This window comes from Mycolicibacterium elephantis DSM 44368 (genome assembly GCF_004014805.1).
GTDB classification, from domain to species: domain Bacteria; phylum Actinomycetota; class Actinomycetes; order Mycobacteriales; family Mycobacteriaceae; genus Mycobacterium; species Mycobacterium elephantis.
Window position 1 is genome coordinate 1 of the sequence record NZ_ATDN01000026.1, and the last position, 26,179, is coordinate 26,179.

General features: G+C 66.6%; 27 protein-coding genes and 1 pseudogene. 19 read left to right on the forward strand and 9 right to left on the reverse strand.

Going from position 1 to position 26,179, the window contains the following annotated elements; translation table 11 throughout:
• Positions 1 to 751: DUF222 domain-containing protein (locus tag MELE44368_RS17850; RefSeq protein WP_164890142.1), on the forward strand; the 751-nt coding region annotated here is incomplete at its 5' end.
• Between the two features lie 154 nt (positions 752 to 905).
• On the opposite strand, the gene MELE44368_RS17855 is transcribed toward MELE44368_RS17850, so the two are convergent.
• Genes MELE44368_RS17855 through MELE44368_RS26695 form a run of 4 tightly spaced genes read right to left on the reverse strand, consistent with a single transcriptional unit; the run spans position 906 to position 5,812 of the window.
• Positions 906 to 1,700, reverse strand: a complete 795-nt coding sequence (locus tag MELE44368_RS17855; RefSeq protein WP_128109724.1) for a prolipoprotein diacylglyceryl transferase — start codon at positions 1,698 to 1,700, stop codon at positions 906 to 908.
• The gene (locus tag MELE44368_RS17860) at positions 1,684 to 2,106 is read right to left on the reverse strand and encodes a signal peptidase II (protein ID WP_128109725.1); all 423 of its coding nucleotides are present in this window, start codon (positions 2,104 to 2,106) and stop codon (positions 1,684 to 1,686) included. Before MELE44368_RS17860 ends, MELE44368_RS17855 begins: the two co-directional genes overlap by 17 nt.
• A 3-nt stretch (positions 2,107 to 2,109) precedes the next feature.
• Positions 2,110 to 4,746, reverse strand: a complete 2,637-nt coding sequence (locus MELE44368_RS17865) for a TlpA family protein disulfide reductase (protein WP_164890143.1) — start codon at positions 4,744 to 4,746, stop codon at positions 2,110 to 2,112.
• A 10-nt stretch (positions 4,747 to 4,756) separates the two neighbouring features.
• On the reverse strand, positions 4,757 to 5,812 hold the full coding sequence (locus tag MELE44368_RS26695) for a fibronectin type III domain-containing protein (protein WP_164890144.1): 1,056 nt from the start codon (positions 5,810 to 5,812) through the stop codon (positions 4,757 to 4,759).
• 835 nt (positions 5,813 to 6,647) lie between these two features.
• On the opposite strand from MELE44368_RS26695, the gene MELE44368_RS17870 reads away from it, so the two are divergent.
• From MELE44368_RS17870 to MELE44368_RS17915, 10 genes are read left to right on the forward strand one after another with little or no spacing between them, the layout of a single operon-like run.
• A complete protein-coding gene (locus MELE44368_RS17870; protein WP_241566675.1) occupies positions 6,648 to 7,457 on the forward strand; it encodes an MlaE family ABC transporter permease in 810 nt (269 codons plus the stop codon).
• Positions 7,457 to 8,326: an MlaE family ABC transporter permease gene (locus MELE44368_RS17875; protein WP_128109727.1), complete on the forward strand. Its 870-nt coding sequence runs from the start codon at positions 7,457 to 7,459 to the stop codon at positions 8,324 to 8,326. The genes MELE44368_RS17870 and MELE44368_RS17875 overlap by 1 nt, the downstream gene beginning before the upstream one ends.
• Positions 8,327 to 8,329: 3 nt before the next feature.
• On the forward strand, positions 8,330 to 9,376 hold the full coding sequence (locus MELE44368_RS17880) for an MlaD family protein (protein ID WP_128109728.1): 1,047 nt from the start codon (positions 8,330 to 8,332) through the stop codon (positions 9,374 to 9,376).
• A complete protein-coding gene (locus MELE44368_RS17885) occupies positions 9,373 to 10,383 on the forward strand; it encodes an MlaD family protein (RefSeq protein ID WP_128109729.1) in 1,011 nt (336 codons plus the stop codon). The genes MELE44368_RS17880 and MELE44368_RS17885 overlap by 4 nt, the downstream gene beginning before the upstream one ends.
• The gene (locus tag MELE44368_RS17890; protein ID WP_128109730.1) at positions 10,380 to 11,423 is read left to right on the forward strand and encodes an MlaD family protein; all 1,044 of its coding nucleotides are present in this window, start codon (positions 10,380 to 10,382) and stop codon (positions 11,421 to 11,423) included. The genes MELE44368_RS17885 and MELE44368_RS17890 overlap by 4 nt, the downstream gene beginning before the upstream one ends.
• A gap of 10 nt (positions 11,424 to 11,433) precedes the next feature.
• Positions 11,434 to 12,585 (forward strand): MlaD family protein, encoded by a 1,152-nt coding sequence (locus MELE44368_RS17895; protein ID WP_241566671.1) that lies wholly within the window; start codon positions 11,434 to 11,436, stop codon positions 12,583 to 12,585.
• Positions 12,582 to 13,628, forward strand: coding sequence for an MlaD family protein (locus MELE44368_RS17900; protein ID WP_128109732.1), 1,047 nt, complete (start codon positions 12,582 to 12,584; stop codon positions 13,626 to 13,628). Before MELE44368_RS17895 ends, MELE44368_RS17900 begins: the two co-directional genes overlap by 4 nt.
• Positions 13,625 to 14,590, forward strand: coding sequence for an MlaD family protein (locus MELE44368_RS17905; RefSeq protein WP_128109733.1), 966 nt, complete (start codon positions 13,625 to 13,627; stop codon positions 14,588 to 14,590). The genes MELE44368_RS17900 and MELE44368_RS17905 overlap by 4 nt, the downstream gene beginning before the upstream one ends.
• 44 nt (positions 14,591 to 14,634) lie before the next feature.
• Positions 14,635 to 15,372, forward strand: coding sequence for a hypothetical protein (locus tag MELE44368_RS17910; RefSeq protein WP_128109734.1), 738 nt, complete (start codon positions 14,635 to 14,637; stop codon positions 15,370 to 15,372).
• A gap of 10 nt (positions 15,373 to 15,382) precedes the next feature.
• Entirely contained in the window at positions 15,383 to 16,153 is a 771-nt protein-coding gene (locus MELE44368_RS17915; protein WP_128109735.1) for a hypothetical protein, read from the forward strand.
• Here the strand turns inward: MELE44368_RS17915 and MELE44368_RS17920 are convergent.
• On the reverse strand, positions 16,150 to 16,524 hold the full coding sequence (locus tag MELE44368_RS17920; protein ID WP_128109736.1) for a hypothetical protein: 375 nt from the start codon (positions 16,522 to 16,524) through the stop codon (positions 16,150 to 16,152). The genes MELE44368_RS17915 and MELE44368_RS17920 overlap by 4 nt on opposite strands.
• A gap of 97 nt (positions 16,525 to 16,621) precedes the next feature.
• Here MELE44368_RS17920 and MELE44368_RS17925 point away from each other — a divergent pair, with 97 nt between their 5' ends.
• Positions 16,622 to 17,020 (forward strand): Zn-ribbon domain-containing OB-fold protein, encoded by a 399-nt coding sequence (locus MELE44368_RS17925; RefSeq protein ID WP_128109737.1) that lies wholly within the window; start codon positions 16,622 to 16,624, stop codon positions 17,018 to 17,020.
• A gap of 26 nt (positions 17,021 to 17,046) precedes the next feature.
• Positions 17,047 to 18,255, forward strand: coding sequence for a thiolase family protein (locus MELE44368_RS17930; RefSeq protein ID WP_128109738.1), 1,209 nt, complete (start codon positions 17,047 to 17,049; stop codon positions 18,253 to 18,255).
• Positions 18,256 to 18,269: 14 nt separating this feature from the next.
• On the opposite strand, the gene MELE44368_RS17935 is transcribed toward MELE44368_RS17930, so the two are convergent.
• Positions 18,270 to 19,064: a DUF1906 domain-containing protein gene (locus MELE44368_RS17935; protein ID WP_128109739.1), complete on the reverse strand. Its 795-nt coding sequence runs from the start codon at positions 19,062 to 19,064 to the stop codon at positions 18,270 to 18,272.
• A gap of 69 nt (positions 19,065 to 19,133) precedes the next feature.
• Here MELE44368_RS17935 and MELE44368_RS17940 point away from each other — a divergent pair, with 69 nt between their 5' ends.
• Positions 19,134 to 20,627: a serine hydrolase domain-containing protein gene (locus MELE44368_RS17940; protein ID WP_128109740.1), complete on the forward strand. Its 1,494-nt coding sequence runs from the start codon at positions 19,134 to 19,136 to the stop codon at positions 20,625 to 20,627.
• Position 20,628: 1 nt separating this feature from the next.
• On the opposite strand, the gene MELE44368_RS17945 is transcribed toward MELE44368_RS17940, so the two are convergent.
• Complete coding sequence (locus MELE44368_RS17945; protein WP_128109741.1) at positions 20,629 to 21,150, reverse strand: ceramidase domain-containing protein; 522 nt, start codon at positions 21,148 to 21,150, stop codon at positions 20,629 to 20,631.
• 43 nt (positions 21,151 to 21,193) lie between these two features.
• Here MELE44368_RS17945 and MELE44368_RS17950 point away from each other — a divergent pair, with 43 nt between their 5' ends.
• On the forward strand, positions 21,194 to 21,892 hold the full coding sequence (locus MELE44368_RS17950; RefSeq protein ID WP_128109742.1) for an Ntn hydrolase family protein: 699 nt from the start codon (positions 21,194 to 21,196) through the stop codon (positions 21,890 to 21,892).
• Positions 21,893 to 21,949: 57 nt separating this feature from the next.
• Here MELE44368_RS17950 and MELE44368_RS17955 read toward each other — a convergent pair whose 3' ends face one another.
• Positions 21,950 to 22,594: a PAS and ANTAR domain-containing protein gene (locus MELE44368_RS17955; protein ID WP_241566672.1), complete on the reverse strand. Its 645-nt coding sequence runs from the start codon at positions 22,592 to 22,594 to the stop codon at positions 21,950 to 21,952.
• Positions 22,595 to 22,852: 258 nt separating this feature from the next.
• Here MELE44368_RS17955 and MELE44368_RS17960 point away from each other — a divergent pair, with 258 nt between their 5' ends.
• The 4 genes and pseudogenes from MELE44368_RS17960 to MELE44368_RS17975 all read left to right on the forward strand — a co-directional run bounded on the left by MELE44368_RS17960 (position 22,853) and on the right by MELE44368_RS17975 (position 24,951).
• On the forward strand, positions 22,853 to 23,209 hold the full coding sequence (locus MELE44368_RS17960) for a MerR family transcriptional regulator (protein ID WP_128109744.1): 357 nt from the start codon (positions 22,853 to 22,855) through the stop codon (positions 23,207 to 23,209).
• Between the two features lie 180 nt (positions 23,210 to 23,389).
• The gene (locus tag MELE44368_RS17965; protein WP_128109745.1) at positions 23,390 to 24,274 is read left to right on the forward strand and encodes an SDR family oxidoreductase; all 885 of its coding nucleotides are present in this window, start codon (positions 23,390 to 23,392) and stop codon (positions 24,272 to 24,274) included.
• A gap of 9 nt (positions 24,275 to 24,283) precedes the next feature.
• Positions 24,284 to 24,434: pseudogene (locus MELE44368_RS27175) on the forward strand (metallophosphoesterase); the annotation flags it as partial.
• Between the two features lie 85 nt (positions 24,435 to 24,519).
• Positions 24,520 to 24,951: a VOC family protein gene (locus MELE44368_RS17975; protein WP_128109746.1), complete on the forward strand. Its 432-nt coding sequence runs from the start codon at positions 24,520 to 24,522 to the stop codon at positions 24,949 to 24,951.
• Between the two features lie 16 nt (positions 24,952 to 24,967).
• On the opposite strand, the gene MELE44368_RS17980 is transcribed toward MELE44368_RS17975, so the two are convergent.
• Entirely contained in the window at positions 24,968 to 26,161 is a 1,194-nt protein-coding gene (locus tag MELE44368_RS17980) for a thiolase family protein (protein WP_128109747.1), read from the reverse strand.
• Positions 26,162 to 26,179: the final 18 nt, after the last annotated feature.

The following is a 26,179-nucleotide window of genomic DNA, read 5'->3' on the forward strand; positions in this document are numbered from 1 at the left end:
AGCCCAGATCGACAACGATCACCGCAGCCTGGCCCAGCGTCAGCACGACGCACTGCTCGCCGTGGGGCGCATCGCGTTGATGAGCGGTGAACTCGGCCAGCTCAACGGGCTGCCGGTGTCGATCATCATCCGAACCACCCTGCAAGACTTGGAATCACGCGCCGGCATCGGCACCACCGGCGGCGGCACCGTGATGCCGATCGCCGAGGTGATCCGGCTGGCCGCTCACGCCAACCACTACCTGGCCGTCTTCGACAAAACCACCGGAAAAGCGCTGGATCTGTTTCGCGCCCGGCGCACCGCCTCACCGGCCCAGCGGATCATGCTGATCGCCCGCGACGGCGGATGCACCAAACCCTGCTGCACCATCGGCGCCTACGGCTGCCAAGCCCATCACGTGGAGGCCGACTGGACCGACGGCGCCAACACCAACATCGACGAACTCGGACTAGCCTGCGGACCCGACAACCGCAGCGTCGACCGCAACGGCGGCTGGAACACCCGCATGAACAACCACTGCGAAGTCGAATGGCTCCCACCACCTGACCTCGACACCGGCCAAGCCCGACTCAACTACTACCACCGACCCGAACGCCTCCTCCGACCCGACGACCCACCCGACAACCAAGTCACCGCAAACGAACCCACCGACGAAGAACAAGTCACCGAAAGTGACTCGGATGCCGCGGCATCAATCAACCAAGCCGACGAACCCGGCGGCCCGGCACCCCCAGGAGACCGGGCGGCCTGACCGCCGACGCAAGAGATAACGGCGCCTCGGATAATCCGACGGCGCGGGAATTAACATGCCCGCATGTATGGACGACCGAGAAAGCCCGCGCAGGTTGGACACCGGGACGTCGACCAGCGAGGGCCGCGGACACGCGGCCTTTTTTCGTGGAGGCTCACGTAGGCCAGGCAACCAAGACCAACGCGCTGATCGCACCCATGGCGATCAGGAGCGCCACCAGCTGATTGATCCGCACGCGCCCGTATACGACCGCCGGGCTTTCCCGCAGCGGTTCGAGAAAGAAGCGGCCCGCGCCGTACCAGGCGAGGACGGCCAGTGCGCAACTGCCCGCGGGTGATTCCGTGGGCCACAGAGCGAGAAAAGCCACCAGGCCGAGGACCCACCACGCCATCTCGAGGAATTGCACCGGAACGCGTCGCTTACGCACACCAACGGTGTCATGCAGGAAAACCCCGAACGGCCCGTCGGTCTCGCGCCCGCCGCAGCAGCCGTTGAACACGCACCCCAGCCGAATCCAGAAGCCCCCCGCGAGTACGCCGACGGCCATCTGGTCCCACAAGTCAGCCGCGGGGACGCCGATGACGGCGGCAGCGGCGAGCGAGGTGGGGACGAACGTCAGCAGCGCACCGAAGACACCCATCCCCCCGGACGCGGTATGCCACAACGTGCGCGGCGAGTCCGCACCGAGGTAACGCGGCGCATGGACGAGGACGTGATACACGCGTGCGCCTATCAAACCCGCGAGCGCGGATCCCATCGCCGCCAGCCCGACGGGCAGCGGCGACAGTCCGGCCGCGTCCGCGGCCGCCGCGGTTGTCAGCGTCCCGACGCAGATGCCAACCGCCAGAAACACTTTGTAGGAGTTGACCCGCCGCCCCGCGATCGTGAAGAACCGCGGAAACCCGGAAACGGCGAGTTCCGGTGCGCCCGCTTCAGGCCGCGACGACACCGACGGTCCTCAGGAGTTCGAACCCGATCCCGAGCGCACCGGCCGTGAGCGCGACGTCGGCGACGTTGAACGCCGGCCAGAACCTTAGGCACACGAAGTCAGTGACCGAACCCCGCAGCGAGCTTTCGATCACATTGCTGAGCGAGCCGCCGAGCAGCAACCCGACAAACATGTGCGAAGTCGGCAGCGCCGCTGCCGCGACCAACAGCGTGCCCGCCGCAACCGCCCAGAGCAACAACGCTTTCGAGGCACGCACAGCCGACCGATACCACCACAGCCGTCCCGCGACCATCCGCAGGGACCCGAACGGCCCCAGCCGCACGCTTGCGAACCGCCCGCTGCGAACCAGAAGCTTCACCGCTTGATCGACAGCCAGCACGACGACTGAGGTCAGTACCAGTTGCATCGGTCAACCGCTCGTGACCGATTCCGGTCGGTCGTGATCGTGCGCCGTTCCGAATTGGATATGTTCCACGCATCCTTCGGCGTCGATCTTGACTGTGGTGGGCCAGCACCGCACTCCGTAGCTGCGGGCGATCCGCTGCTGGGGGTCGTGCGCGAGGGGATAGGTCAGGCGCAGCCGCTTGCGGATCTCGTCGACCGCCTCGCTCTTGGGGCCGCCGTGAAAGCCGGTGATGAACGGCGCCTCTCGGCCGTCCTGATGCAGCCGCTGCAGCCGTTGCAGCTCCGAAAGGCAGGGCGCGGACCACGATTGCCAGAAGGTGAGAATCACCTCGCGGCCGCGAAGACGGTGCAGTGCATATTGCTGCTCGCCGTCTTCGAACCTGACGTTCGGCGCCGTGTCACCCGGGGAGACCGCCAGCGCCAGGGGGCGAAAGCGTGACGGCGCCGGCGGGGCGGCGTACTTGTCCAGCACGGCGACGAGCTCTTCGGGCTGAGGCTCGCCCTCATGCTTCCAGACGTACTCGCGCCTGGCGTTGAGCAGAAACGCCGACGGCATGCTGGAGACTCCGAACGTCTGCGTCCAGCCGCCGTCGTCGTCCTGGGTGATATGCACCGTGGGAAGAGCGTCGTGCGGCAACCCGAGTCGGCGTTCCACCTCGCCGCGAGGCGCGTCGAACGTGCCGGCCGGCACCACGACGGTGACCACCAGCGACGAGCTGTCGCGCGCCCGGCGCAACGCTTCGAAAAGCGGATCGAGCGGCCGATCGCTCCGACCATCGACGAAGTACACCAACGCATTTCGCTGGAATGAGGTGTCCCCTGGGAAGGCGGCCACGCTGGTGTGACCGGCGATCGCCTGGCTCAGGGGGACACTCTCGGCCAGATCCGGCCGCCAGATCGGGATCGTGACGGGCTGCCACCACGACGGAATGTCCATCGCGAACTCCGGCTGCTGCACCTGACACGTCGTACCGGCCGTCACGGTGGACAGCTGCCCGGACGGGGTGATCTGCGTGCCCTCGATCCGCAGGCAGATCTGGCTGACGTTGGTGAGCCCGGCGGGCTTGGGGAGAATGAAGCTGTGCGCGTCGACCACGGTTTTCTGCACGCCTGACCAGATGGTGGCGGGATGCGAATGCTCCACCCACGTCCAGACGAACCGTTCGATGGTGCCGGCGGGAATCCAGCTGTTCAGCGCTGTGAACGCCGCACCCCCGTGAGTCTCCTCGACCGTGACCACCGGTGGGCGGCGGTTCTGGCTGCGAATCTCACCGCGTACCAACACGACTTCTGGCGTGATGTCGACGGCCGTGTAGGAAGCTGATGCGGCGGTGTCGAATGCGCGCAGCCCGCGGGTGAGCGCGCTTCTGGCGTCGTCGAAAACCTGGCGGATCGCCGGGCGGTTCTGCGCCAACGCGTCGTCGATTTCGGCCTTTACGACGCTGGTCGCCCTGCTGTGCGGAATGAACCACGACTCGTCGACTTCGGGTTCGCCGGCGCGTTCGAGGCTGATTCTCTGGCTGCTCGTGTCCAGGACGAGTACGACTCGCTGTTTGAAGCTGACGAACCCGTTGGGTGCCCACGCGGTGTCGGTCTCGGCCGCGACCCGCCCGGCGATCTCGATCGCACCGGTCTTGAACGTCAGCGTGGGCCCGGACGTGAATCGCAAGCGGTACTTCACCGAAACGGAACCCCCGAAGATGGTGCTGATCGTGATGGTCAGCGGGGGTCGGTTTCTGACCGCCTGCCGGATCGCCTCGACATCGATCAGGGTGTTGACGTGTTCCTTGCTCACCGCGAAGCCGAATCCGCTTGAGCCGAGGAAGGATTGCGTGAGGCTCTGCAATCCGCTCGGTGGAGACGGAGCTCCCGACAGCTGGTACGGCAGAGCGATCACCTGATGGGAACCGGACCCGATGCCCTTGAAATGAGCGAACGCGAAGTCGTGGGGCAGATCGACGGGCAGCAGGGATACACCTTCGCGGATGAACTTGCGAACCTCAGCGGCGATCCGGCTCACGGCCGGCGGGGCCAATCCGCTGCCGGGCGCGGCGATGAAGTCGATCTTGGCGTCCTGCGCCGACGGCCGGATGAGCAGCCGACGTCCGGTTCCGTGCGGTATCTGGCTGACGTCGAACGTGGCGCGCACCTCGCCGTGCACCGACTGCGGCAGCTCCGTTGTACCGGGGTCCGGGTAATACTGCGCCCGAACGGCCGCCCGAATGACGACCTCGGTGGACGAGCCGTCCGGCACCCCGACCGTGACCGACGAGATCTGCAGTTTGGCTCTGCCGCGCACCACGTCAGGGGGCAGCTCGATCACCCAATCCCGATCGAACCGCTCGAACGCGTCCTCGAACATCCTCAACGTGCCAGGGGGTGCGGTCGCCGTCAGTTGGGCGCGCAGATCGGCGAGCCCGCGGCCCGAGCTCGCGCGCTGGTAGGCCACCAACCAATCCGCGAACGCCCCGACGTCCGGGCGTCTGCGGCGAGGATCACCGATGCGGGTGGACACACTGTGCATCAGCTTCAGCGGCGTGTCCCGGTCACCGTTCTGGTGCAGGGTTCCCAACAGGGCGTTGATCTGTCGCACGGCGATCTGCACCGCCGCGGGGTAGTCGCCGGTGAACGGATTGGCCATGGCTGCCTCGCTACGAGATCGGCGTGAGCCGCACAGCCAGCGCGGCGTAATCGACACCGTCGGCGCGCTGTGCGGTGAACGGGACCGACGCGTTTCCCGGCGCATCTCCGATGAGGATGCCGATGCCGTTGGCCAGACCGGTGAAACGCGACGTCTGGTTGTAGTTGGTGATCGCCCCCGACGCGGTGGTGAACATCTGAACGACCATCTCGTATACGGCCGAACTGACCGTCTGTGACAGCGACGTGCCAGCTTCCGTGCCGGCATCTGCGGTGACGGCGCCGAACGCGGACACGGCGAGGTAGGAAACCGAGCATCCTTCGACGGTGATGGACGCCGCACCCGCGCGCTCAAGGGACACCGCTATCGGTTGGTCGCCGGTCGGAGGGTTCAGTAAACCAAAGAACTCGTGGTAGACGAAGGTGCCGTTTATCGCCGTCAGAGCCGCGTTGTTGAGGCCGACAACGCCGAGTGAGGTCATCGGGTTGCCGCCGTAAGTCGCCGTGCGGGTAGGCGATCCACTCGGTGGCAGCAACCCGCCCCGGTGCGCCCACCGCATGCCGACGACGACCGCTGTGGCAGCGGCAGAGGCGGTATGAGTCCATGTCACCGTGGCGCTGGTCGTGCCCGCCCCGGAACCTCCGGCGCCTGCGGCGTCAAAGGTCGGCGGCGGAAGCGTGGTACCCGTGACAGGGGCAGACGCCAAGGATTCGTCGCCGTCGGCGAATATGGCCCTCGCCGTGTACGTATAGCTGGTGGCTGGCTCGAGTCCGGGGTCGTCGTGGCTGAGCAGCGACGCGGCCACCTTGAACCGAAAGGGCGGATCCGGGGGTCCCGTCGGGTTGACTTTGGTCCGTTCGAACTCGATCTCCGTTGCCGTTTCGTCGATCATCCACGTCAGCGTGATGACGGTCATGGTTTTTCCGGTGGCCGACTCGATCACCGGTCCGGCCTCCTCGAGACGGTCGAGGCCGAAAACCTTGTCGCAACCGGCGAAGCCGAGCAGCAGGACGACCGGCACGACGATGGCCGGAACGATCAGCGCGAGCAGCAGCCACTCGGTCATTAGGGGATTGAGCATATTCCTGAGGTGTGCGGGGCCGGGGTCCTTTGACCCAGATGGCCGGACCCTTTTTGACGGCGCGACCCGGAGTCGAAATTCGGCCGGTGCCCTTGACTGGAATTGGTTGGCAGCGAATCGGTTTGGCCGCCGGGACCGGCGAACTTCAGGTGCACTCACTGAGCGGCTCGGCCGAACCCCTACACCCCGAAATCGGCTGCAAGAGCCTCGATCTCATCGACGTGTGGCGCCCGTGGCGGAGCCGGCAGCTGGTCCACATCACCACGGTCAGGTCGCGGCGTCCGTCACGGCTGCCCGGGCCGTGTAGAAGGACGCGGCGTCGACAATCGCCGCCAACGGGAGTGCTACGTCGGTGCCGGTGTCATGGCCGGGTCGGTGTGCTCGACGTCCCGCCCGACCGCGGCGGAGGCGCTTCCGTCGCGGACTTGTCGTCGATCGGTGAGCTCCGCAAAGCTGTCTTCGCGTCGTTGTGCGCACCGCTGAGTCCAACACTGCTGGCAGCCGTTTCGCCGCCAAGGCATCAGGTAGAGCTAGCAAACTAGGCGTCGGGATTTGCTTGATATTGTCGCGTGCGTCATATTCAATGGCTTCCCTGGGCGGAGGTTTGACTCCGCGTTCGAGCGCTCGTGCCCGCGAGGAATCGTCGCAGCAACCGGGAGGAACTCACGTTTTGACGGTGAAGGCGCATGACGCGACAGCGGTTGACGTAGCGACTGATACCGAAGGCGACCGACTGCGCGACGCCGATGCGAGCCTCACCGGCAACGATGATGACGTCTCGGCGCACGCTGTAGCCGTTGCGCCGAAACGGAACGCCACGATTCGAAGTGCCCGGCTCTGGCGTGTCCTCGACCGGGCGGATTCCTCGTTGCAGACGTTGGGTCGGTTCTTCGACCTGGCCATTCAGTCCTTCCGGCATCTGATCGTGGACGTGATCCGGCTGCGACACCCATGGCGCGACACCATCAACCAGGCATGGTTCATCATCAGCGTCACGGCGATTCCGGCGTTGCTGGTGTCCATCCCGTTCGGCGTCATCGTGGCGGTCCAGGTCGGCAGTTTCATCCAACAGGTCGGCGCCTCGTCGATCTCGGGTGCGGCAGGCGGGCTGGCGGTGATCCGCCAGGGCGCACCGATGGTGGCCGCTCTGCTGCTGGGCGGTGCGGCGGGTTCGGCAGTGGCGACCGATCTCGGCGCCCGCACGATCCGCGAAGAGGTCGACGCGCTTCGCGTCATGGGCGTCGACCCGGTACCACGGTTGGTCGCCCCTCGCCTGGCCGCGATCGTGTTCGTGGCGCCGGTGCTGTGCTCCTTCATCATCTTCATGGGGTTGGCGGCGGGCTATGCCATCAATGTCGGCTTCCAGGGCGGTACGCCGGGCAGCTACATCGCGTCGTTCGCGTCGTTCGCCAGCGTCAGCGACGTTGCCGTCGCCATGCTCAAGACCTGGCTTTTCGGCGTGGTCGTGGTCCTCGTCGCCTGCCAGCGCGGTCTCGAGGCCAAAGGCGGTGCGCGCGGAGTGGCCGATGCGGTCAACGCCTCCGTCGTCATCGGCGTGGTCGCGGTGTTCATTCTCAACCTGATCATCACGCAGGGAGTGTCGATGTCCATGCCCCTGAGGATGGGCTGATGGCGCGGGTATCGCTGCCGTCGCGGCACCGGCCCCGTGTCCTGCGGGGGCCATGGTGGGCCGTCGAACGCGGCGACGCCCTGATCCAGCGCCTCGGGCACCAGGTTTCGTTTCTGCTTCAGGTGATTGCGGCGATTCCGCACACGCTCAAGCACTATCGGCACCAAACCGGAGTGCTGTTGGTCGACGTGATGTGGGGCAACGGGTCGGTCATCGTCGGCGGCGGCACGATCGGCGTGCTCGTGCTGATGGGCGCGGCGGTCGGCGCCTCGGTGGGCATCGAGGGCTACGACGCCCTGGACATGGTCGGCATGGGCCCGCTGACCGGGTTCATCTCCGCGTATGCGAACACCCGCGAGATGGCACCGATGATCGCGGGAATCGGGTTCGCGGCGCAGGCGGGGTGCCGGATGACGGCCGAGATCGGCGCCATGCGCATTTCAGAGGAGATCGACGCGCTGGAAGCCCTTGGCATTCGCTCGATCCCGTTCGTGGTCACGACACGGGTGCTCGCCGGGATGGTGACCATCGTGCCGCTCTACGTGGTGACCTTGGTGCTGAGCTACGTGTCGTGTGCGCTGGTCGTCAACGTGCTGCACGGGCAATCGTCCGGCACCTACTACCACTACTTCAACTCGTTCATCCAGCCGTCCGACGTGGTGTTCTCGGTGCTCAAGGCGCTCATCTTCGTGACCCTGATCATCGCCATCCACGGCTACCAGGGGTACTACGCCGGCGGCGGCCCCGAGGGCGTCGGACGGGCCTCGGGCCGGGCCATCCGCGCCAGCATCGTCATCGTGGTCGCCGCCGACATGGTGCTGACGCTGTTGTTCTGGGGCGACAGCGCCGGCATCCGGATATCGGGATAACCCATGCCGAGTTATCCAGACCAAGGAGGACGGACGCCTGGCTCGCGCTCGTTGCGGATCCGTGGCCTTGTTGCCGCGGTGCTGCTGGGCGTCGCGGGTACCGGGCTCTACCAGCTGGGCACCGGCGGCTTCGCCGACACGTTCACGCTGACGGTGATGGCCGATGAGATCGGCGAGGGGCTGACGCCGGGTGCAGAGGTGAAGTTCCGCGGCCTGACGATCGGATCGGTGAAGACCCTGGAATCGGTCGGCTACAACAAGCAGAAGATCACGCTGACGCTCGAACCACGTCAAGCGACCGCCCTGGCCGCCGACACGACGGCTAAGTTCATGTCATCCAACACGTTTGGGTTAGCCGCGGTCGAGCTGGTCAGTAGCGGGACCGGTCCTCGACTGAACCGAAGCCACACGTTGGCGGTGGACACCAGTGTGGAGTCGGCCTCCATCAGCGGACTGCTTCGAGACGGCCAGAAGTTCGCGCGGATCATGGACTCACCCGACGTCGACCACATCATCGAGGTGGTACGACGGCACGCCGACCTGACCGAACCGGTGACCCGGTCATACTTCGATCTGATCAAGATGTTGAGCGACTCTCAGAAAGTGCCTTTCTCACAGTCGCTTTCGGTGTTTGCCTCGGTGATCAACGGCGTCAGCGACGCGGTCCCGCTCATCAGGCTGGCATACGATTTGCTCAACGGGATGGAGTTTCTGGCGCATCCGGACGGCGTCGAGCGCATGAACATGATCATGGACCAGACCGCGACACTGCTCTTCGACTCCGAGGCCATCTTCGCCAGGAACATGCCGTGGCTCGTCCCGTTCTTCGGCGGTGTGGTCAGCGCGTGGTTGCCGCTCTCGTACACCATCGGGAGCACGGCACCGGCCTACGACCGGCTCTCGGGCCTTCTGGACCGAACCAGTGCGGCATTCCCGATCATCGACGGCAAGACCCGAATGCGACTCGACCTCACCATCGACACCATGCCCGGGCTGGCGGCGGCACTGCCCGCTGCGACGCCGGGGCCACCGCAGGACGGTGAGCGATGAGAAGCGTTGCCAGATCGGTGATGTGGCTGACCGCTTTCACCGCGGTCGCGGTGGTGTGCATTCTCGTCGTGCTCACCGCCCTGCGCAGTCCGGTCACCGGCGCGGCCGCCCGCTACACCGCCGAGTTCTCCGATGTGTCAGGGCTCTACGTGGGCGATGACGTCCGCGTCTCGGGAGTGCAGGTCGGCAAGGTGGAAACCATCCGTCTCGACGGCCGCATCGCGAAGGTGGACTTCACCACGCAGGCAGCGCATCCGGTGTTCGCCAACACCGTGGCTGCGGTGCGGTATCAAACCCTGATCGGTCAGCGTTATGTCGAGCTCGTGCAGCCCGCCGAACCGGCTTCCCAACTGCCGGGGGGCGGCACCATACCCCTCGGACAGACCATTCCATCCTTCGATGTGGCCAAGCTGTTCAACGGGTTCGAGCCGATGTTCCAAACCCTCGACCCGGCCCAGTTCAATCTGCTGGGAGAGAACTTGCTGCGGCTCATCCAGGGTGACGAATCCGGCATCGGCCCGTTCCTGCATCATCTCGACGTCATCGCCAAGTTGGCGGTGGACCGCCAGGCGGTCATCACCGTGATGATCCGCAACCTCAGTGCGATCTCCGCGGATCTCGGCGGCAAGTCACAGCAGTTGTTCCAGCTCATCGCCCAGCTCAACGAAGTCCTGACCAAGTTCGGTTCCAAGGCCGAGGAGTTCCGCGCCACCCTGGACAGCACGCTGCCTGTCCTGCGAAACACCACCCACGTCCTGCGATACGCCGAGCGCACCTTCGACGGGACGACGGTTCCGCTCTACGACCTGGTCAGCCGGATGTGGCCGCAGACCCCGACGATCATCGCGGGGCTTTCGCTGGCCCCGTCCCTGATCCAGGGAATGCGGAGCTGGCTGGTCGACGAACAACCTGCGACGCCAACGTTTTCCTGCGCCAACGGGGAAGTGACCCTACCGGGGATCGGGCAGGTGTCGTTCGGGCAACAGAACCTGGTGGTGTGTCGATGACGGCACTCGGCGATCGACTCACCGCCTTGGGTAAGCGGCTGAGCAGGCGGCGCGCTGTGCTCGATGAACGCGCCGCCGCTTCCTACAATCGCCGAAACGGCATCATCGGTGTCGTCGTCATCGTTGCCTCGCTGGCCGCCACCGCGATGGCCTATCTGAACCCTTCCGATCAGACCGGCTACACCGCGCACCTGCCCAACTCGGCGGGCGTGCAGGTCGGCGACCAGGTTCGCATCGCAGGCATCCCGGTCGGGAAGGTCACCGGCGTTCGGCTCGACGGCGGCCTCGTCGAGTTGAGGTTCGACGTCGAACGATCGGTGCCGGTCGGTTCGGAGTCCACCCTCGAGGTCAAACTGCTCACCCCGCTCGGCGGCCACTACGTGGCGCTCGACCCGAAGGGAACTGTGCCGCTCGGCCGCAACACAATTTCACCGGATCACGTCACGTTGCCCTTCGAGATCAACGACATCATCGAGGCCGCCACCCCGGTGGTCAAGGACGTCGATGGCCAAGTCATCCATGACACCTTCGCCGAGGTGGCCAACGCGGCCAACAAGTATCCGGATGCGGTGCGGAACCTGATCCGGTCGGCTGACGCCTTGACGGCGGCCATGAGCAAGTCCACCAGCGACTTTCACCGCGGCCTGGACTTCGTCAACGACGGGCTGCGCGCCACCGTCGCCGCTCGCGCACAACTCGTCACGCTGTTCGAACAGTTCGACCTGCTCGGCAGGATGTACACCACCAAAGCCGTCGATATCGTCGAGTTCTTCAGCCTGATCAAGGAATTGGCCCGCATCCTCGATCGCATCACGGTGTTCTATGGCCGCGAGATCGCGCCCATCGCCGAGGGAATCGAGGACATCGAGGACACGCTGCGCGCCCACCCCGAGCGTTGGGGCATGGCTCTCGACGGCCTGGCGCAGACCCTCAACATCATCGTCCCGATGCTCAGCGGCAACGGGGTGGTGTTCGACGAGAGCAACCGGTTGGTCCCCGGGCAGGATCTGTGCCTGCCCAACATCATGAGGCACTGTTGAGATGACGGCGATGTCTGCGATCGGCACGCGGTTACGTTCTCCGCGGGGCGTCGCGGCAGTGCTCGCCGTCGTGCTGGTCACCGCCGCCGGGATCGCGGGCGTCAAGATCTTGGGGCCCACGACCAGCAACACCCGGTCGATGTGCGCGGAGTTCACCGACGCGGTCGGGCTGTATCCCGGCAACAAGGTGGCGCTGCTGGGGATCGAGATCGGTTCCACGATCGCGATCACCAACAAGCCCGACCACGTTCAGGTCGCCTTCACCGTGCCTGCCGACCTCGACCTGCCCGCCGACGTCGGTGCGGTCACCTACTCGCAATCGATTGTCACCGACCGCCATATCGAACTGACCAAGCCGTACACCGGGGGTCCGAAGTTCACCGGCCCCGGGTGTATCAAGCTGAACTCCACCAAGACGCCGGTCAGCATCAGCGAGACCTTCTCAGCGATAGGTGAACTCACCGACGCGATCTTGGGATCCCAGCCGGGAGAGGATCCCTCCGACGCTCCCGGCGTGCAAGCGATCAACGAGAGCTTGAGTGCCGCCAACCGTTCGCTGGAGGGCACCGGGCCCGACATCAACCGGGCGATGCGCAATCTGGCCACCATGCTCGGCGACCCCTACAAGGCCGACGCCGACTACCGGCAGTTGTTCGAGAACAGTGAGATCCTCACCTCGGAGTTCCTCGCGAACTGGGACAGCTTCGCCTCAGCCATCCGAACGCTTCCGGTCACCACCGAGTTGATCGAGGGCCTGTCGGACAATTTCGGAGCGGCGATGAGTCACATCTCGCATCTGCTGCCGATCCTGGTCGACGCCGTGAGCCGGTTCGGGCCGCGGATCTACGACCAGACCGATTCGCGGTTCGCCTGGCTGGCCGACGTGCTGGACAGGCACGCCCCCGCGATTCTGGCCATGATCAATTCGTGGCCCCAGTTCAGCCACTGGCTCGCCGACATCTACGAGCCGGCGTGGGGCACCCACAACGTCACCTACATCCCGCCGCAGGTTTCGATCTCCCCGTCACAGGCGGGCGCCATCTGTGAGGGGTTGCGGCAGCGCGATATCCCCGGGGCGGACGCGGCGTGCGCGTCGGGCATGGAGTCCGATCCCGTCACGCTCGGCCTGACCAATCTGATTCTGGGAGGGGCGCTGTCGTGATCCGACGTCCGATCAACGCCATCTGCGCGGTGGTGGCCGCGGTGGCTATCGGCGCGACGGCGGCATGCTCGCTGGATCCGACGCGGCTGCCGGTGCCGGGCGCCTATCTTCCGCACCACGCTTACCGGATCGGGATCGAGTTCTCGAGCGTGCTCAACCTGCCCGCTCGCGCCAGGGTGGATTCCGGCGGGGTTCAGGTCGGGGTGCTCGACCGCGTCGAGCTCGACGGCACCACAGCCGTTGCCTACGTCGAGATATCCGGTGACACAGAGCTTCCCGAAGGGACTCGTGCCGAGCTTCGCCAGGCCACCCCGCTCGGCGACATCCATATCGCGTTGCTCCCACCACAAGGGCCGCCCGGGGCGATGTTGCGTGACGGCGACACCATCCCGTTGCGTGACACCGCCCCCGCCGACAACGTCGAAAACCTGCTGCGGTCCATGTCGAACCTGGTGGCCGGCGGCGCCATCGGCACGCTTCAGGACACCGTGGTCAACGCCAACAAGGCGTTTCCGCAGGACCCCGTCGAGTTGACCCGGATGCAGCACACCGTGTCCGATGTGCTCGGCGACCTGGCAGCCAACCAGGACACCATCGAGGGCATCCTCGCCGGCATGGAGAACGTCAGCACCGCAATGGCGGCGAACACCGCCGTGTTCAACCGCCTCGTCACCGAAGGCCCGGCCAAACTGGAAGGGCTGTCGGCGGTGACGCTGGCGATTCTCGACGTGGTCGGGGCGTCTCGCGACGTCGGCGACCTCGGCGGACAACTCATCAACCCGGTCGCAGGCGACCTGATGCAGATCCTGTCCCACCTCACGCCGATGGTCGGGACGATGGCGACCGCCGACACCACCATCCCGGTGATCGCCGACAAGTTCGTCGCGCTGCTGCGCTACAAGCTCATCGGGTGGTTCCGCGACGGGGGCCCGAAATACACCATCTCCGAACTTCATCCGCCGACCGGCAACGAGGGCGTGGATCCCGCGGACAAGGCCGACCAGGCGGTATCGGCGATGCAGGCCATGGGGCTGCTGCCATGAAGTTCAGCGCCCGCGCCACGCTGGCCATCCTGGCGGTGATGACGCTCGCCGGTGCGGTCTACATGGCGTTCGGCGTGCTGGACATGAACCCGGCCAAAGGCGTCACCCGGCTCACCCTGATGCTCAACACATCCGGCGGCCTGATGCCCACGTCGGATGTGACGATGCGCGGCATCAAGATCGGCCGCGTCACCGATATCCAGACCACACCGACGGGGCTGGCCGTCTCGATGGACATCGACCGCGCGCACCCGGTCCCGGCGGGCAGCGCGATCAGCGTGCAAAACCTCTCCGCCGTCGGCGAACAATACATCGACTTCGACCCGGAACTGATTGCGCCGCCGTACTTCAGCGATGGGGCAGTGATCCCCGCGGATCGCGTCGCGCCGATGGTGACCACCAGCGATGTGCTCGCCAGGGTCAACGCCCTTTTCACGGCGCTGGACCTCGACCAGATACACGCCGTCATCGACAACATGTCCGCAGCGTTGGCCGACAACGACGCCACCCTCGACGCGCTGGCCACCACCGCCGCGTTGACCGCCAAGGTCATCCAGGACGACAAGGCGGCGTTGGCCACGCTGTTCCGCAATGTCTCCACGTTCACCACCAACATGGATGAAATCGACGCCGGCGAAAAGATCAGCGAGACAGGCAGACTCCTGCCGCGTTCCGTGCCTGCCTTTCTGGCGCTGATCGAGGAGATCGAAACCCTTTCCCATACCGGCCTCGGCGTGGTGGGCCCCACCGATCCAGTCGGGATCCTGGTGGGCAAGATCGGCGAATACCTCGACATGCTGTCCGGCCCGCTGGGCACCTTCGCGGGCGTCCTGCAGCCCGCGCTGGCCCCACTGCACGACATTCGGATCGACGCCGGGCACTGGCTGGACTTCTGGGAATCGACGTTCACCGACACCGGCAGTGTGCGGATCCAGCTCAACGTGCCGGAGTGGCACCAGTGAGACCCGAACGATGCGACAGCACAGAAGGTAGAGAAGGTACCGACATGACCGACGCGGCCGAAACCGACGAGAGAGCCGAACACATCGGGCCCGAGGACGCCAACGCCGAGTCCGGTGAGGCCGCCGAACCCACGGACGACGAGGGCTCGGCGCCCACCGAGTGTCCGAAGACGCGGCACTGGTCGAAGAGACCCGGGCTGTGGGTGGCCGCCGCCCTGGTGGCAGCCGTGCTCGGCGCCGGCGCTTTCGGGTTCGTCAAGTATCAGCAGGTGACCGACGAGGTCGCGCAGCTGCGTCAGAACCAGGCCGATCGCGACACGGTGGCGCAGTTGGCCGAGGACTATGCGATGAAGTCGCTGAACTACACCTTCGAAGACCCCGACGCATTTTTCGACACGGTCAAAGACGGTGTGTCACCGTCACTTCAGGACAAGTACACCAACGCGGGCGACCTGCTCAAAGCCGTCATGCTGCAGGCGCAGGTCAGCTCCACCGGTGAAGTGCTGGCCGTCGATCCCGTCGCCCAGCCCGACGGCTCCTACCAGGTGGTGGTGTCGGCCCACCAGACCACCCGCAACCTGCAGAACCCGACGCCCCAGGTGTCGATCATTCTGCTGCGGGTCACCGTGCACAAGGCCGGTGACGCGTGGCAGGTAGCCGACATCGGCCCGGAGACCGGCAGCAAACAGCCTGTCGCGCAACAGATCCCGATGCTCGAGCCCCCGGCAGCCTCTGGGCCGACGCCCGGTCCAACACCGGCCCAACCTTCACCGCCGCGATAGGGGCGCAGCCGTGAAAAGGTTGGCACTGCTTCTCGCCGTGGCGGCGGCGAACGCGGGACTCGTGTGCCCGGCCGCGACCGCCGACCCCACGCTGCCGCCGTGCCCGCAGACGGCGGCCGTCATCTCTCCGCAAGCCACCACCGCGCAGGTGGACTGCTCGCTTCACTCGGGTGCTCTCGATTTCGCCGTCACCTACTGGCGGGTGCCCGATCTGCCGCGGCCCGGCGCGGTGAAAATCACCGTGACCGACGTCTCGGGCGAGCTGGTGCAGACGATCGACGAACTACTCGAACCGACGAGCCCGGGCGGCGTCGGGCTGCAGGACGTCGACGACGACGGCCGCGAAGAGCTGATCATCCCGATCGCCCGGAACCTGTTCAACGGCACCGCGAACACCCGGTTCTCGGTGTGGCGCGCACCGGGTGACCGGCTGCACTACGAGCGCACCCAGATGGTCGGGCAGGCGGTCTATCCCAGCGGCGACGGATACCTCGTCACCAACGGCGGCGGGTTGGTCAGTCGAGACCTCACCTTCTATCTGCCGACCGGTGCGGGATACACGCTCGTCGTGGTGCTGACCATCGAGGCCCAGGAAATCGACCCGCACACCCGCCGGGTCCTGACCGTCAGCTGTCGCGCCCATCAGGAGGACGGCCTGCACGCGGTCGCCATGACCATCCGCCAGGCCGAGGAGGCGTTCTGTGCGTCGCCCGCCGCGAACGCCATCTGGCCCGACGCAGAGCGCATCTCGGTTCGGCGCTGGCTACCGGGGACCCGCTAGTGCGCGCAGTATCGGCGAGCCGCCGCCAGCAACTCGTTGGCCTTGGCGAGGTCGCCGGCGAGGAGGTCGGGTCTGGCCGGCCGATACGGGTCACTGTCGTCGATCTGCGCCGCAAGCATGTCCGAGCGGATCCGGAGGTCGACGGCCGCCGCGCTCGTCAGGCCGTACAGCGGCGACAGCGCGCTGCGAATCCGGCCGGCCACGTAAGGCGCGGTTCCGGATGGAAAGACCTGGTTGAGCTCCGGCTGGAGCCGGTCGGCGACGGGCAGGATCGCGCTGCACTCGTCAGCGTTCGCCGCAGCCGGGGCGGTGGTCAGGTGCATGCACGCAGCGGCGAGCGCGAGAACCAGGCTGCGCGTTCGGTGTTGCATCGGCTCCAGCTTCGCATTGCCCGGCGCGGATTGCCGGCCGGATGCACAAACACCGACGGCGTTCGCTACCGTCGGATCACCACACCACGGAGGTTTCATGGCCGGAAAGATCCCCTTTGTCGACTATCTGGTCCTCGACGACGGCGAACCGCATCTCGTCGCGCAGGAGTGTGCGAACTGCGGCGCGCGGTTCTTTGACCGGCGCAACGCATGCGCCGGCTGCTTCGGGACCGAGTTCAGCACAGTGCCGGTCGCGACCGAGGGCACGGTGCGGGCGTTCACGATCGTCACCTTCGCCGCCCCGGGCATACCGACGCCGTTCGTGGCCTCCGTGGTCGATTGCGACGGCACGCAGGTCCGGGCGAACCTCATCAACGTCGAGCCCGACCCCGAACATGTCCGCGACGGGATGAAGGTGCGCCTCACCACCTATCCGGTCGGCACCGATTCCGAAGGCACCGAGGCGATCAACTTCGCCTTCGAGCCCGTGAACTGACCACGAATGCAACCGAGGGAGCGACGATGAGTGCCAGCGACGACGTATGGATTCTCGGCATCCGGATGACCAAGTTCGGCAAGCATGCCGACCTGGACACCGTTGACTTGGCCGCGGAAGCGGCGCTCGGTGCGCTCGCCGACGCCGGGATCACCATGGCCGACGTCGGTGTGCTGGCGGCCGGAAACCTGATGAACGCCAGCGCCGGAATCGGTCAGCAACTGCAGAAGCAGATCGGTCAGACCGGTATCCCGGTGTACAACGTCGCGAACGCATGCGCGACCGGCGCCACCGCGCTGCGCACCGCGATCATGGCGGTGAAGGCCGGCGAGGTCGCCTACGGCATGGCCGTCGGTGTCGAGAAGCTGTCCGGCGCCGGGCTGCTCGCGGGCGGAAGCAAGGCCGACGACTCCGACGTATGGCAGCCGAAGGGCCGTTACGGCGCCGTCGCCCCGATCGACGGGCGCATCGGCACCGAGACGATGCCCGGCGTCTTCGCGCAGATCGGCACCGAGTACGGCCACAAGTACGGCGGCACAAGCTTCGAACTGTTCGCCAGGATCAGCGAGAAGAACCATGCGCATTCGACCCTCAATCCGCTTGCGGCATACCAGAAGCGGTTCACGCTCGAGCAGATCATGAACGACGTGATGATCGCCTACCCGAACACCCGACCGATGTGCTCGGCCAACTGCGACGGCGCGGCGGCCGCGATCGTGTGCAACGGCGAGACCTTGAGGTCGCTGTCGCTGGAACAACGTCGCCGCGCCGTGAAGGTGTCCGCATCGGTGTTGACCACCGACCCGTACGAAGACGGCTGTCAGGTGCTGCCCAACGTCAACACCCTGACCCGGCGGGCCGCCGCGACCGCGTACGAGCAGGCCGGTATCGGGCCCGGCGACCTCGATCTCGTCGAACTGCACGACTGCTTCGCCACCGCCGAGCTCGTGCACTACGACAACCTGATGTTGTGCGACGAAGGGGGAGCCCCCGACTTCTTCAATTCGGGCGCAACCTGGCGCGACGGCTCAACCCCGGTGAACGTGTCCGGCGGCCTGCAGTCCAAGGGCCATCCGATCGCGGCGACGGGCATCGCCAACATTTGGGAGATCTGCCATCACCTGCGCGGCGAGGCAGGGGACCGCCAAATCGAGAACGCCAAGGTCGGCTTGGCCCACGTGATCGGGCTGGGCTCGGCCTGCGGCGTGCACGTGCTGGAAAGATCGGCCGCCTAAGCCGCGGGGAGAATTCACGTCCGATCCAGGTCCCACTGGCCGAAATCGGCCGCCAGAACCTCGTTCTCGTCGACCTGGGTGCCTCCCATGGGGATGCCGGTATCCGGTCCGGTGACCACCACAGCCTGATACAGCACCGCTCGCGGTTCGCGCTTGCCGGCGGACCACGCTCTCGTCTGCCACGCCCACCAATGCCCGGACGACGTCGAAGGCCCGATCACGCCGTCATCGATCGCCCACGCACACACCCGCGAGTGCCCGTAGACGCCGGTGCGGTTCACTCCGAGAACCGAGTTGACCCCTCGAAGCCAGTCTGCGGCAACGCTTTTCCAGGTGTCGAGATCGATGTCCTCGTCGATACTGAAGAAGATGGGCGCCGAATCCGGACCCCCTGCGGCGGCGTGTAGCCGCAGCGCCGTTCGAGCGTCCGCCACGCCGCCGTCGTATCCGCGGGTGTAGTCCGAGGGCGTCGGCCAGCCCGGTTTGCCGTACTGATAGCAGCTGACGACGTGCAGGCCCGCCGCACGCAGCGAATCCGCGTATTCCCGGGTGACGGGCTTGAAGTCGAAGTCCGCGCCCGGCCGTAACTCGGACACGTAGACCAACGCTCCGTCATAGCCCGCGGCCTTGATCTGATCGGCGGGCACCTGGCGGTGCGTGAAGTCGACGAGCCGCAGTGACTGCGCCGACGCCGTCGGCGCGGTCAGGGTCGCCGCGGCCACGAACAGGACCGGCGTGGCGGCGGCATACCTGAGAACCTCACGCCGCGGCCAAGCCCGCGGTCCGTCACCATCGACCCTGTCGGACACGGCGCGATGCTAACAACCGTCGCCCTATTCTGAGGGTCGAAGCGTGCACCCTCACCCGACGAGGCGGCAATGGTCAGGTTCGCAGCACGACCCGCGCGGGCCCTCGTTGCTCTGAGCACCGGGTTGGTCGCCCTCACCGGCATCACGTCGTGCGGCGATGCGCCGCCGCCGCCACGAGCCGGCCTCAGCCCGTCGGCCACGCACGCACCGCCTGCGACGACGACCAGACCTACGCAGCCACCACCCGCACCGGACACTCCCGACATCCCTGAGGTGTCGAAGGTCATCAACGATGCGCTCGAAGCACACCGGTTGCCGGGAGCTGTGGCAGCGATCGGACACGGCGGCAAGCTCGTCTTCCAGCGGGCCTACGGTGTGCGCAAGCTCGCCGGTGAGCAAGGGCTCGACGGCCTGCCCGCACCAGCCGAGCCGATGACGGCGGACACGATCTTCGACCTCGCGTCGTTGACGAAACCTCTCGCCACCGCCACCGCCGTCATGCAGCTGTACGAACAGGGGAAGGTCGGCGTCGACGATCCCATCCAGGACCACCTGCCGGAGTTCAACCCGACGAACGACCCGCAGCGCACACGGGTGACCGTGCGGATGCTGCTCACGCACACCTCGGGCTTACCGGACGTCCTCGACCTGCGCGGCACCTGGGGATTCGACCACGCCGACAAGGCAGAAGGAATCCGTCGCGCGCTGAGCGCACCGCTGCAATCCGAGCCCGGCGAGGTGTTTCGCTACTCCGACATCGGCTTCATTCTGCTCGGCGCGCTGATCGAAAAGCTCACCGGTGAGCAGGAAGACGTCTACGTCCAGCGACACATCTTCGCGCCGCTCGACATGCACGACACCCACTACCTGCCACCGGCGAAAGCATGCGGGCCCCACAAGATCAGGGGAGTGGCGCTGGTGTCGGCGCCGGGAAAGCGTCCCGAAGCTTGCCCGGCGAACACCTGGAGCACGGATCTGCTGCCGCGCATCGCCCCGACGGCGCTCGACGAGGAACACCGCGAGGATCCCCGCGGAAATCCCAACTTCGGACGCCTGCTGCGCGGAACGGTGCACGACCCGGCCGCGCGCCGCATGGGAGGGGTGGCCGGATCTGCCGGGGTGTTCTCCACCGTGCACGACGTCAGCCGCTACGCCCAGGCCCTGCTCGACCGGCTGGCGGGCCGTCCGAGCCGGTTTCCTTTGCAGCAGGCCACTTTGCAGCTGATGACGGCGCCTCAACAGCCCGGCCATTCGGCCGATCAGCTCCGGACGGCCAACGCGGCCGCCCGAGAAGTCGGCCCGAGATACCCGGCGATCAGGGGACAGAACCTGCGTGGCTTCGGCTGGGACATCGACACCGGTCACTCGCGACCAAGGGGCACCATCTTCCCGATCGGCAGCTTCGGCCATACCGGCTTCACCGGAACCTCGCTCTGGATCGACCCGGGTTCAGACACCTACGTGGTGCTGCTCACCAACGCCATTCACCTGCGGGGCAGCCGGCCGGTGTCGGATCTGCAAGGCGCAGTGGCGACGACGGCGGCCCGGGTGCTGGGCCGCTAGGTCAGCGCCTGCCGGTGGCCTCGACAGGTCGGCGCGAAATCATGGCCCAGGCGGCCAGACCGGCCGCAACGCCGGCGAGGACATGCCAGGCGCCGTGGTACTGCCACAGGCTCTCAGGCCTGCACAGCGGCGATGCCGAACGCCCCGCGGCGTAGGTGATGAGCCCCAACGCGAAGACCCCGGTGGCCGCAGCCCAGGGCCGGCGCCGCTCGACGAGCCGGCTACGCGCCAAGCCGGCGACGCACACCAGTGCCAGAGCGATGATCGGCCAGTCGTGCGCAGCCTGCGCCCATGCCGGCTGGGGTCCGTGGTAGGCGAAGCTGCCGAGCCCGACGGCGACGGACGTCAGCCCGGCAAGCCCCGCCAGCACGGCCCTTCCTCGGATTGCCGACCACAGCACGACCACCCCGAAGACGATGAACGTCAGGCTGGTGATCGCCAGCACGGGCTGCGCCATCGCCGCACGGGCAATGCGTTCGCAATCCGTGTGCCCGAGGCTCGAGGTGGCGATGAACAAGTGCATCAGCGGCCACCGTAACCCGCCCGTGGCGTGAGACCATCGGGCGGTGACTGTCGTTATCGCACTGCGCTGCGCCGATGGCGTGGTGATGGCATCGGACTCGCAGATCACCGATCCGGGTCGCGGGTTGAGCTATCCGGCGCAGAAGCTTCACCGGATGGGCGAGCACGCGGCGTGGGGCGGCAGCGGATCGCGGGCGGTGCTGTACGACCTGGAAGAGATCTTCCACGCCGAACCCGACGCGATCCTGGAGGCCGGCGACATCGGCCGCGCCCTTCAGCAGCGCGTGGTGCCCGTGCTCAAGCATCACTACGCCAATTTCATCGAGGACGTGCCTGCCGCACAGCAGAGCGGCGCGACACCGGCCACGTACGTCCTGGCGGCGGGCTACGCGGGGGACCGGCCGTTCATCATCGACATCGACCCGCATGGGCTGATCGGGCACTACGAGGAGACCGGGTTTCAGGCGGTGGGCAGCGGTGCGCCGATGGCGCAGCAGGCATATGCCCTGCTCGCGAACTTCCGGATGACCGAACGCAGCGTCGACCACGGTCTGCTCGCTGCGCTTCGGGTGCTCGACGCGCTGGCCGTGTCATCGCCCAGCGTGGGTGGACCGATGGACCTGTGCCGCATCACCCGCGACGGGGCACATCACCTCGATCCCAATGAGGTCGACGGGATTCGCGCTCAGGTCGACCGCTGGCTGAAACTCGAGCAACGCGTGCTCGACGACCTGTTCGATTGAACCGCCTTGACGCACGACTTCGGTAATGCCTTGCGCTGTACGCTATTTCAGCACGCTCTAGGAGATCGTCAGCAGGATGTGGTCCACACTGGCTCGGGTGTCGGACGGTAGGGCGCCGGTCATCTCCTCGACAAACCGGCGGGCCAGTTCCCGGACCTTGATGTTGGTTTCCTGTGATCGCCAAACGAGGATGTCGAATGCCCGGTCTGCGCTGATGCCGTAGGCGGCCATGAGCAAGCCTTTGGCCTGCTCGATCTGGGCGCGGCCTTCCGCCACTTTGGACACCGCGGCGGAGATGTCGGATTGCATGGTCTCGGTGTAGTCGACATAGAAGCCGGAGGTGCCGACCACATCGCCGCGCTCGTCGATCATGCGGTCACCGATGACGATGACCCAGTGCGTGCCCCCCGCGGTGTCGACGATGCGGTGGCGGCTGCTGAACGGCTCCCCGCTCATCACCCGCTCCAACACCGCAGCCACCTGTTGACGGTCTTCGGGGTGCTTGTGGCTGAGTATCAAGTCGGTGGTCGGCTTCACCGAGCCCGGCTCGTAGCCATGCATCCGCTCGATGTTCTCCGACCACTCCCAGTGCTGATCGGCGATGAAGAAGCGGAACCGGCCGACCCGCTGCGGTTCACCGGCGCCCACGGCAAGCTCGACTGCTTCGTGGTCGATGTCGATATCCGAGTCCGGTCTCGTCACGCTTGTCAATTCCTGGGACAGGGCGGTCCCGGCCCGACGCCTCACGCCGCCGTGGTGATGAATATCGTCCCGAGGATGTAACGGCATGACGTCCTTCCCCGTCAGTCGACCTCCAGGCAAATGCGATATTGAAAATCTATGGTCCCGCGAATAGATTTTGTATAGCACCGCCACTGGGCTTGTGCAATACCGCAGGCATATGTTCACCTTTGGGCGGCACATGTTTCCGATCGAGCACATCAGGACTTTGCGCACGAGATGACCGACGATGATGTCAAAGACGGGACCCGCAAGGCCGGCCCGCCCCCGTCTGATCTCGGGGTGTACGGAATCTCGGTAGCGGCCGAGTTGTCCGGCATCAGCGGACAATCGTTGCGGCTGTATGAACGCCACGGCCTCCTGCAGCCCGCACGCAGCCCCGGCGGTACCCGGCGCTACAGCGCCGACGATCTCGTTCGACTGCAACGCATCAGCGAACTGGTCGAGGCGGGCGTCAACCTCGCAGGCATCGCCCGCATCCTCTCGCTCGAGGACCGCAACGCAGCCCTCGACGAGCGCAACGTCACCTTGGAGGGCGACATCGAGGCGTTGCGCGAGGAAAAGACCGGCGAGTAGGTCGCCAAAGCCGTCCGGCCGGGCCCATGACCATCGTCTGCCCGCTGCGCAGCGAAACAAACGCCGAACCGCTGCGCGGTGTCCCCGTCCCGCAGACCGCCCGTTGGCGGGCCGTCACTATGTTGTATCGATGGCCGGCGCTGCGCTGCGCCACGTGAACCGACCTATCAGGAGTGGCCAATGGGCGTCTATGCCGTGACGGGATCGGCCTCTGGAATGGGCCGTGCCGCTGCCGAACAGCTGCGCGCCGACGGTCACACCGTGGTCGGCATCGACCAACGGGACGCCGAGGTGGTGGCCGATCTGTCCACGCCGCAGGGTCGTTCGGCCGCCGCGGCCGCCGTGCTCGGCCGTGTCGACGGCCGACTCGACGGTGCCGTACTCGCCGCCGGTGTCGGCCCGCTGCCGGGAACGGAGAATGTTCCACTGATCCTGTCGGTCAACTACCTCGGCGTGACCGAACTGCTCGACGCATGGCGGCCGGCACTCGCATCGGCCGGTCGAGCGAAAGTCGTCGTGGTGGCAAGCAACTCGACCACCACCATGCCGATGGTTCCCAACCGTGCCGTTCGTGCCTTGCTGCGCGGAGACGTCGATCGAGCCGCCCGGGCCTTGCGGGTATTTCGTTCCGCCGCACCGTCATTGGCGTACGGAGCATCGAAGATCGCCGTGGCGCGCTGGGTGCGGCGCAAGGCCGTCCGGCCCGAGTGGGCCGGAGCGGGTATCCGATTGAACGCACTGGCTCCCGGCGCGATCTTGACGCCGTTGCTCGAGAAACAGCTGGCCACACCTCGAGAAGCCAAGACGGTTCGGGCGTTTCCGGTTCCGGTCGGCGGTTTCGGCAACCCCCATCAGCTCGCGAAGTGGATGGTGTTCATGCTGTCGGACGCGGCGGACTTCCTCTGTGGCAGCGTTGTTTTCGTGGACGGTGGCTCCGACGCCTACTTCCGCGCCGATGACTGGCCTACCCGGGTGCCGACCCGCAAGTTGGCGCGTTACGGCCTGCGGTTCTGGCGCGGAAGCCGACGACAATCGGCCCTCGGGCCACTTGCGCAGTCGCCCTGACAGCGACCTCGGCGTTCCGATCCACCGGACCTGGACCGTGCATCGGCCGGACTCGACGGGACCGGTCCGACGGTTCTGCTTGCCACACCGGTCCTGGTGGCCGAGGCGGCCGCGCGGGGTGGATCTGCAGCTCTCCGGATATCAGCGTGCTCACGCTGGCGTCCGACCCGGCGTGAGCACGCACCGCATGTCCTCTGCCGCGACGGTGGTGAGAGGATCCGTCTGACAGTTCAAAGGAGCCGAGCATGACCCAAAGCGCTGCACCCGCCCTCACCGGCATACACCACATCTCGATCACCGTCACCGACCTGGAGGCCAGCCTGGCCTGGTATCAGCGGCTGCTCGGCGCCGATCGGTTACCGGTGAAGTTCCCCCATTACGGCCGGGAGGACACCGGCTACGCCGAGCTGCTCGTCGACCAGCGGTCCGGCCTGGTGATCGGGCTGCACACCAACACCGCCAACACCGGAGAGCAGTTCGACGAGGCCCGCACCGGCCTGGACCATGTCGGGCTGAACGTGGCCAGCCGCGAGGACCTGCAGGCGTGGACGGCGTGGCTGGACGAACTCGGCATCGAGCATTCCGGCATCAGAACCGAAGACACGCCGTTCCCGTTCTCGACGGTGGTGTTTCGCGACCCCGACAACATCCAGCTCGAACTCTTCACGATGGGGTGAGCCCCGTCTCGGGGGGTCAGCAGGTCAACAGCATGCAGCCCGCGATCGGCCCGCCGCCGGCCGCGGCGACCGCCACTTCGGGCCGCCGGGTCAGTTGACGCTCACCGGCCTGGCCCCGTAACTGCAGGCACGCCTCGTGCAGCAGCCAGTAGCCGTGCATCCGGCCCGCGGACAGCTGACCGCCGTAGGTGTTCAGGGGCAGCGCCCCGTCGAGCGCGATGCGGGTCGCTCCCTCCACGAACGGACCCCCTTCGCCGTCGGCGCAGAATCCCAGCGCCTCGAGCCAGGCGATCGTGAGAAACGTGAATCCGTCGTACAGTTCGGCGACGTCGACATCGGAGGCCGTGAGATCGGTCCGCGACCACATCTGGGCTGCCGCGTCGACCGAGGCCATCTTCGGGAAGTCGTCGCGATGAAACCACCCACCCGAACCGTATGAGCCGCCGATGGCCTCGACGGCCACAGCGGGATTCGGGCAGTCGGCCGCGTAGTCGGCGTGGGACACCACCACCGCGATCGACCCGTCGACCGGGACGTCGCAGTCGAACAGCCCGAACGGTGTCGACACCGGACGTGCCGCCAGATAATCGTCCATCGTCATCGGCTCGCGGTAGGCCGCTCGCGGGTTGAGCGCGGCGTTGCGCCTGCTGTTGATCGCCAACCAGCCCAGCTGTTCCTTGGTGGTGCCGTACAGCTCCATGTGCCGGCGGCAGTGCATCGCCAGCCAGTTGGCCGCCGAGTAGGCATGTGCGGCCAGCAACTCGTCGATGTCCTCGAACGGCTTGAGTCTCCTTCGCGTTCCAGGCGTGTGCGGCTCGCTCGCAGGGTTGGCCAGCGGGTTGGGCCCCGATGACGACGGTGATTCGGTCATCGTGCCGCCGAGCATCAGGACCGTGCGATACACCAGCACGTGTCGGGCCCGCTTCTCGGCGACCGCGCGGCACGCCGACATCACCGGGGTGAGCAGACCTCCGGTGTCGAACCCGGAGGTGCGGTCGGGCACGTCGATGCCGAGCGCGGTGGTGACCTCGGCCAGCGGGACATCGCCCAGCGAGGCGATGCCGTCGATGTCGCTCGTGGCCAGGCCGGCGTCGTCGATGGCGGCGCGGGCGGCCTCCAGCGTCAGCTCCAGCCCAGGGATACCGGTGCGCCGCCCCACTCGGGAGAGGCCCAGACCGCTGATGACGGCGTCCTTTTCGAAGTGGCTCATCGGCAGACCATCCGTTTC

Coding starts and splice junctions, on each gene's coding strand:
- MELE44368_RS17860 (WP_128109725.1), bottom strand. CDS start 2,106: ATGCAACTGGTACTGACCTCAGTCGTCGTGCTGGCTGTCGATCAAGCG.
- MELE44368_RS17865 (WP_164890143.1), bottom strand. CDS start 4,746: ATGGCCAATCCGTTCACCGGCGACTACCCCGCGGCGGTGCAGATCGCC.
- MELE44368_RS26695 (WP_164890144.1), bottom strand. CDS start 5,812: ATGACCGAGTGGCTGCTGCTCGCGCTGATCGTTCCGGCCATCGTCGTG.
- MELE44368_RS17875 (WP_128109727.1), top strand. CDS start 7,457: ATGGCGCGGGTATCGCTGCCGTCGCGGCACCGGCCCCGTGTCCTGCGG.
- MELE44368_RS17880 (WP_128109728.1), top strand. CDS start 8,330: ATGCCGAGTTATCCAGACCAAGGAGGACGGACGCCTGGCTCGCGCTCG.
- MELE44368_RS17885 (WP_128109729.1), top strand. CDS start 9,373: ATGAGAAGCGTTGCCAGATCGGTGATGTGGCTGACCGCTTTCACCGCG.
- MELE44368_RS17890 (WP_128109730.1), top strand. CDS start 10,380: ATGACGGCACTCGGCGATCGACTCACCGCCTTGGGTAAGCGGCTGAGC.
- MELE44368_RS17895 (WP_241566671.1), top strand. CDS start 11,434: ATGTCTGCGATCGGCACGCGGTTACGTTCTCCGCGGGGCGTCGCGGCA.
- MELE44368_RS17905 (WP_128109733.1), top strand. CDS start 13,625: ATGAAGTTCAGCGCCCGCGCCACGCTGGCCATCCTGGCGGTGATGACG.
- MELE44368_RS17910 (WP_128109734.1), top strand. CDS start 14,635: ATGACCGACGCGGCCGAAACCGACGAGAGAGCCGAACACATCGGGCCC.
- MELE44368_RS17920 (WP_128109736.1), bottom strand. CDS start 16,524: ATGCAACACCGAACGCGCAGCCTGGTTCTCGCGCTCGCCGCTGCGTGC.
- MELE44368_RS17925 (WP_128109737.1), top strand. CDS start 16,622: ATGGCCGGAAAGATCCCCTTTGTCGACTATCTGGTCCTCGACGACGGC.
- MELE44368_RS17930 (WP_128109738.1), top strand. CDS start 17,047: ATGAGTGCCAGCGACGACGTATGGATTCTCGGCATCCGGATGACCAAG.
- MELE44368_RS17940 (WP_128109740.1), top strand. CDS start 19,134: ATGGTCAGGTTCGCAGCACGACCCGCGCGGGCCCTCGTTGCTCTGAGC.
- MELE44368_RS17945 (WP_128109741.1), bottom strand. CDS start 21,150: ATGCACTTGTTCATCGCCACCTCGAGCCTCGGGCACACGGATTGCGAA.
- MELE44368_RS17960 (WP_128109744.1), top strand. CDS start 22,853: ATGACCGACGATGATGTCAAAGACGGGACCCGCAAGGCCGGCCCGCCC.
- MELE44368_RS17965 (WP_128109745.1), top strand. CDS start 23,390: ATGGGCGTCTATGCCGTGACGGGATCGGCCTCTGGAATGGGCCGTGCC.
- MELE44368_RS17975 (WP_128109746.1), top strand. CDS start 24,520: ATGACCCAAAGCGCTGCACCCGCCCTCACCGGCATACACCACATCTCG.
- MELE44368_RS17980 (WP_128109747.1), bottom strand. CDS start 26,161: ATGAGCCACTTCGAAAAGGACGCCGTCATCAGCGGTCTGGGCCTCTCC.